This window comes from Pararhizobium sp. (genome assembly GCF_035497515.1).
Taxonomy (GTDB): Bacteria; Pseudomonadota; Alphaproteobacteria; order Rhizobiales; family Rhizobiaceae; genus Pararhizobium.
The window spans coordinates 1-5720 of record NZ_DATJDJ010000229.1 but is presented as its reverse complement, the minus strand read 5'-3'; the positions used below and the strand labels follow the sequence as shown (position 1 = coordinate 5720).

Sequence of the window (5720 nt, the reverse complement as noted above, 5' to 3'; positions counted from 1 at the left end):
CTTTTTGCCATAGGCGCCGTCGAGGAATTTTTCCTGCGCCTGACCGAGCCCGGTCATTGCCAGGCTCGCCACGAGAAGCACGGGAAGGCGAGGGACAAACGGCATGCTTACACCCCGCTTGCCGGAATGCCGGTGCGCTGGACTTTGCGCGGCGCGGTGATGTCCTTCCAGGTCGAGAGTGCCTTGTTGACGGCTGTGAAAGGTTCGCGCTTGACGAATTTCCCTTGGCCTTCGCGGGTCTTGATCGCCCCCTCCTCGATGGCAACAACGCCGGCGGTCAGCGTGTAGCGGGGCAGGCCGGTCACCTGCTTGCCTTCAAAGACGTTGTAATCGATCGCCGACTGCTGCGAGGCGGCCGAGATCGTCTTAGAGCGCTTCGGATCCCAGACGACGAGATCGGCGTCAGCGCCGACGAGGATCGCGCCCTTCTTCGGATACATGTTGAGGATCTTGGCGATATTGGTCGAGGTGACGGCCACGAATTCGTTCATGGTAATGCGGCCGGTGGCGACGCCATGCGTCCAGAGCATCGGCATGCGATCCTCCAGTCCGCCGGTGCCGTTCGGGATCTTGGTGAAATCACCAACACCGAAGCGTTTTTGCGCGGTCGTGAAGGCGCAGTGATCGGTCGCGACCACCTGCAGCGACCCGGCGGAGAGCCCGGCCCAGAGACTGTCCTGATGCTGCTTGTTGCGGAAGGGCGGCGACATGACACGGCGGGCGGCGTGATCCCAGTCGGGATTGGCATATTCGCTCTCATCCAGCGTCAGATGCTGGATCAGCGGTTCGCCATAGACGCGCATGCCGTTCTGTCGGGCGCGGCGGATGGCTTCGTGGGCCTGCTCGCAGGATGTGTGCACGACATAGAGCGGGCTGCCTGCCATGTCGGCGATGATGATGGCGCGGTTGGTGGCCTCGCCCTCGACGGCGGCCGGGCGCGAATAGGCGTGCGCTTCCGGGCCATTATTGCCATCGGCCAAGAGCTTTGCCTGCATCTGCGCGACGATGTCGCCATTTTCTGCATGCACCATCGGCAGCGCGCCAAGTTCGGCGCAGCGCTGGAACGAGTGGAACATCTCGTCGTCATCCACCATCAGCGCGCCCTTGTAGGCCATGAAATGCTTGAAGGTGTTGATGCCCTTATCCTCTACGATAGTCTGCATCTCGTTGAACACCTGCTCGCCCCACCAGGTAATCGCCATATGGAAGGAGAAGTCGCAATTGGCCCGCGAGGTCTTGTTGTCCCACATGGTGAGTGCTTCGAGCAGCGACTGGCCGGGGGCGGGCAGGGCGAAATCGACGACCATGGTCGTGCCGCCGGACAGGGCCGCCCGCGTGCCGCTTTCGAAATCGTCGGAGGAATAGGTGCCCATGAACGGCATTTCGAGATGGGTATGCGGATCGATGCCGCCCGGCATGACATAGCAGCCCGTCGCATCCAGCGTTTCGTCGCCAGTGAGGTTCGGCCCGATCTCGACGATCTTGCCACCATCAACCTTGACATCCGCTTTGTAGGTGAGGTCTGCGGTGACGATGGTTCCGTTCTTGATGACTGTGCTCATTGGCTTATCTCCGATCCTCAAACTTTATTGTTCTATCGCCATGGACGGCAAACCCGATCGAAAGTGCCCGATGGCCTTTTCGCTCCAAGGTTTTCCTGATGTAGACGTCGTGGCTCTGCTCGGGGATTAACGGCTCGCCCGAGCTTGATGAGGAACTCACTCGACAATCCCCGCCGTCTCGACCACCGCGTGGAACAGGACATCGCATCCGGCGGATGCCCATTCCTTCGAGATGTCCTCGGCCTCGTTATGGCTCAAACCGCCCACACAGGGGCACATAACCATGGTGGCGGGCGCCACCTTGGCGGCCCAGCAGGCGTCGTGGCCGGCGCCGGAAATGAGGTTCATATGGCTGTAGCCGAGCTTTTCGGCGGCGGTGCGCACGGCGGTGACGAGCGTCGGGTCAAAGGTCACCGGCTCGAAATGGCCGATGGCCTCGATGGAACAACCGACACCCAGAGCCTGCGTGATCTTCGGCGCCTCGGCCTCGATCTTGGCGCGCATCCGGTCGAGCTTGGCCTTGTCGGGCGAGCGGATGTCGACGGTGAAGACCACCTTGCCCGGTAGCACGTTGCGGGAATTGGGGGAAAAGAACACCTGGCCGACACCGCCGACGGCGCCCGGCTGGTTTTCCATGGCCACACCCTGGACCATCTCGATGATCCGCGACATGGCGAGACCGGCATTGACGCGCAGGTTCATCGGCGTGGAGCCGGTATGGGCCTCGCGGCCGGTCAGCGTGAATTCCAGCCACCAGAGGCCCTGACAGTGCGTCACCACGCCGATGGTCTTTTCCTCGGCTTCGAGGATCGGACCCTGTTCGATATGATATTCGAAATAGGCGTGCATCTTGCGGGCGCCGACCTCTTCCTCGCCCTGCCAGCCAATGCGCTTCAACTCGTCGCCATAGGTCTTGCCCTCGGGATCCTTGCGGCCATAGGCGTAATCGAGTGTGTGCACGCCGGCAAAGACGCCGGAGGCCAGCATGGCCGGTGCAAAGCGCGCGCCTTCCTCGTTTGCCCAATTGGTGACGACGATCGGATGTTTCGTCCGGATGCCGAGGTCGTTCATGGTGCGCACGACTTCCAGCGCGCCGAGCACGCCGAGCACGCCGTCATACTTGCCGCCGGTCGGCTGGGTGTCGAGATGCGAGCCGACATAGACGGGCAGCGCATCCGGATCGGTGCCGGGGCGGGTGGCGAACATCGTGCCCATCCTGTCGACGGCCATGGTCATGCCGGCGTCCTCGCACCATTTCTGGAAAAGATGACGGCCTTCGCCGTCTTCGTCAGTCAGCGTCTGACGGTTGTTGCCGCCGGCAATGCCGGGGCCGATCTTCGCCATGTCCATGAGCATGTCCCACAGACGGTCCGCATTGACGCGCATGTTCTCGCCCGGTGCAGCAGCCATGGCGGTTCTCCTCGTTCTTTTTGCGAGACGCGCCTGTGGCACATCCCGTCGTTCCCGTGGTCAGATCGGGGCACTCTGGTTTTTTCGATTGCCCTGCGATCAGCCGTTGCGTTTGAAAGTGAACTGACTGATAATTTGACCGGTTGGTAAAACATTACAACTTCCGTTGCCGCACTCAAGACGAAAAACAGAAAAAACGTCAGTGCTGTCCGAATTTTTAGAACAGGCATTTTTCGGACGTTTTCAGGCCGCGTGCAAACGGTGATGGGTGAGAAGGCAGGGGGCAAGATGGTACTTCCGAGGGCAGCCAGAACACAGAGGCGCACCCGCATCCAGGAGGAAAAGGAAGAACTGATTCTGGAGGCAGCACTTGACGTGTTCGCCACCCACGGTTTTCGCGGCAGTACCATCGACCAGATCGCCGAAGTGGCGGGCATGTCGAAACCGAACCTGCTCTATTATTTCCGCACCAAGGACGCCATGCACCGGGCGCTGATCGACCGGGTGCTCTACAACTGGCTCGATCCGCTGCGCGAATTCGATGCCGAAGGAAATCCGGTCTCGGAAATCCGCAGCTATATTCGCCGAAAGCTCGAAATGGCCCGAGACTTCCCGCGCGAAAGCCGGCTGTTCGCCAACGAGATCCTGCAGGGCGCGCCCCATATCGAGGACGAGTTGAAGGGGCCGCTGAAGGAACTGGTCGATGAAAAGGCGGAGGTGATCCGCAGTTGGGCCAAGGCCGGCAAGATCGCCAAATGCGATCCCTATCACCTGATCTTCGCCATCTGGTCGACGACGCAGCATTATGCTGATTTCGACGTCCAGGTCCGGGGCGTGCTCGGCGAGGAGCAGTCCGGCGAGGGCCGTTTCGAGGATGCCGCGCGGTTTCTCGAACAACTGTTCGTCCGCGGCCTCGAAATCAGGCAAGGCAGTGTCGATGCTGCCTGACGGCGCCCATCAGGCCGGCGTGCCGGACGCCTGCTTCGCCGCATCGATCATGACCTCGATCTCCATCGCCCGTTGGACGATCAGTGTTTCCAGCGTGCCGGCGCGGCCGCGAATGGAGATGTTGTAGCTTTCGCGATCATTGACCGTCAGACCGGCATAGCGGACGACATCGGCGGATACGGCCAGTTGTGCATCATATTCCTTGGCGAAGCCTTCGAGCCGGCTTGCGGCGTTGATCGTGTCGCCGACGGCTGTCAGTGACGATGCACGGCCATAACCGATCTGGCCGATGATCGCCGGTCCGGCATGCATGCCCATGGCGATGCGCAGCGGCCGTTCGAGTTCGCTGGTGAAATTGCGGTTCAACACCTCGACGCCCCTGGCGATGCGAACGGTTGCCGTCAGTGCCTGCTCGCAGGCCTCTTCGATGCTGTTGTTCAAACCGAAGATCGCAAGCGCCCCATCGCCGATGAACTTGTCGATGACGCCGCCGGTGCTTTCGACGGCTTCGCCGATCGTCTCGAAGTAGCGATTGAGCAGGAAGACGGTGTCGAAAGGCAGTTGTTGCTGGGCAAGCAGGGTGAAGTCCCTGAGATCGCAGAACAGCACGGCGATGCGGCGTTCGCGGCCGGCGGCTTCCTGCTCGGTCGGCTGGATTTTGACGCCAATATTGTCGGCGCCGAGGATCGGGGAGATCGACAGGTTGTGGCTGGGGCGCAGCTGGCAGGCGAGACGCACATTGTCCGGCGCGCGGATACGGGTCAGCGTGGCGCGCTCCGCTTCGGTCGCCGGCGGTTGCCGGTCCAGTCCTTCCGTCACCCGCACCCGACAGGTGGAGCAGCGTCCGCGGCCGCCGCAGATCGACAGGTGCGGAATGCCGGCGGCGCGGCTGGCTTCCAGCACGCTGAACCCCCTGGCGACGGAGATGGTCCGGTCGGGATAGATGATCCTGATCTTGCCGCCGGCGGGGATTGCACGGGCGAGCAGCGTGAGACCAATGGCGGCGAGAAGCGTGGCCATGATCGAGAGCCGGATCTGCCCGAGGATTTCGGGGGCCGTGCGCGCCGGCATGAACCAGGTCTCGGATGGCAGGCCGACATCAAGTGATCGCGCACCAACGGCAAAGCCGAGCAGCGCCAAGAGCGGCACGAGCACGGCGAAGGAATAGAAGAACAGGAAGTAACGTGGATACCAGTCGCGCCCGCGCATCCAGAACCAGGCGCCAAGGCAGCCATGCGACCAGGCGAGAATGAGCGCGAGCGATTGCAGGCTCGCATTGACGGGATTGGCCCAGAGGCGCGGCAGCAACTGGTAATAGCCATCGCCGTATCCGGTCAGCATCCACTCGATGCGCGTGTTGGTGACGTGGGTGATCAGCAGGAAGGGGAAGGACAGGCCGAAGATGATCTTCAGCGCTTCCCGCACCGGCATGCGCAGCGTCTGGCGCCGGTAGAGGCTTTCGAGCGCAAGGATGAAATGCACGGCGAGCGAGCCATAGAGCAGCACCGTGCCGATCCAGCTGCGCCAGAGCAGATTGAACCACCAGCGCAACGCCTCCATTGCATCGACCGAAACGAGGCCGAGCGCATGGTTGGAAAAATGGGTGAGCAGAAACAATCCCAGGCAGGCGCCCGTCAGCAGGTGCAGTCTCTTGCGCGATCGTGAGGAAACAAGGTTCAAACAGACATCCAGTGTTGGCGGTCAGGCGCTGGCCGAAGCATATGTCCTGTTATTGACGAGTTCACGGTTCGGAGCAACGCACGTTTTCACGACGCTCTGTCGCGATTTCGTGTTCCATGG

4 protein-coding genes are annotated in these 5720 nt (G+C 61.7%); 1 reads left to right on the top strand and 3 read right to left on the bottom strand.

Annotation, left to right across the window (positions count from 1 at the left end):
* Positions 1–107: 107 nt before the first annotated feature.
* Positions 108–1562 (bottom strand): dihydropyrimidinase, encoded by a 1455-nt coding sequence (gene hydA, locus VL202_RS24075; protein WP_325466583.1) that lies wholly within the window; start codon positions 1560–1562, stop codon positions 108–110.
* 156 nt (positions 1563–1718) lie between these two features.
* Positions 1719–2972: a Zn-dependent hydrolase gene (locus VL202_RS24070; RefSeq protein WP_325466582.1), complete on the bottom strand. Its 1254-nt coding sequence runs from the start codon at positions 2970–2972 to the stop codon at positions 1719–1721.
* 288 nt (positions 2973–3260) lie between these two features.
* Between VL202_RS24070 and VL202_RS24065 the strand changes: the two genes are divergently transcribed.
* Positions 3261–3920, top strand: coding sequence for a TetR family transcriptional regulator C-terminal domain-containing protein (locus tag VL202_RS24065; RefSeq protein WP_325466584.1), 660 nt, complete (start codon positions 3261–3263; stop codon positions 3918–3920).
* Between the two features lie 9 nt (positions 3921–3929).
* Here VL202_RS24065 and VL202_RS24060 read toward each other — a convergent pair whose 3' ends face one another.
* The gene (locus VL202_RS24060) at positions 3930–5600 is read right to left on the bottom strand and encodes an adenylate/guanylate cyclase domain-containing protein (RefSeq protein WP_325466581.1); all 1671 of its coding nucleotides are present in this window, start codon (positions 5598–5600) and stop codon (positions 3930–3932) included.
* Between the last annotated feature and the right edge of the window lie 120 nt (positions 5601–5720).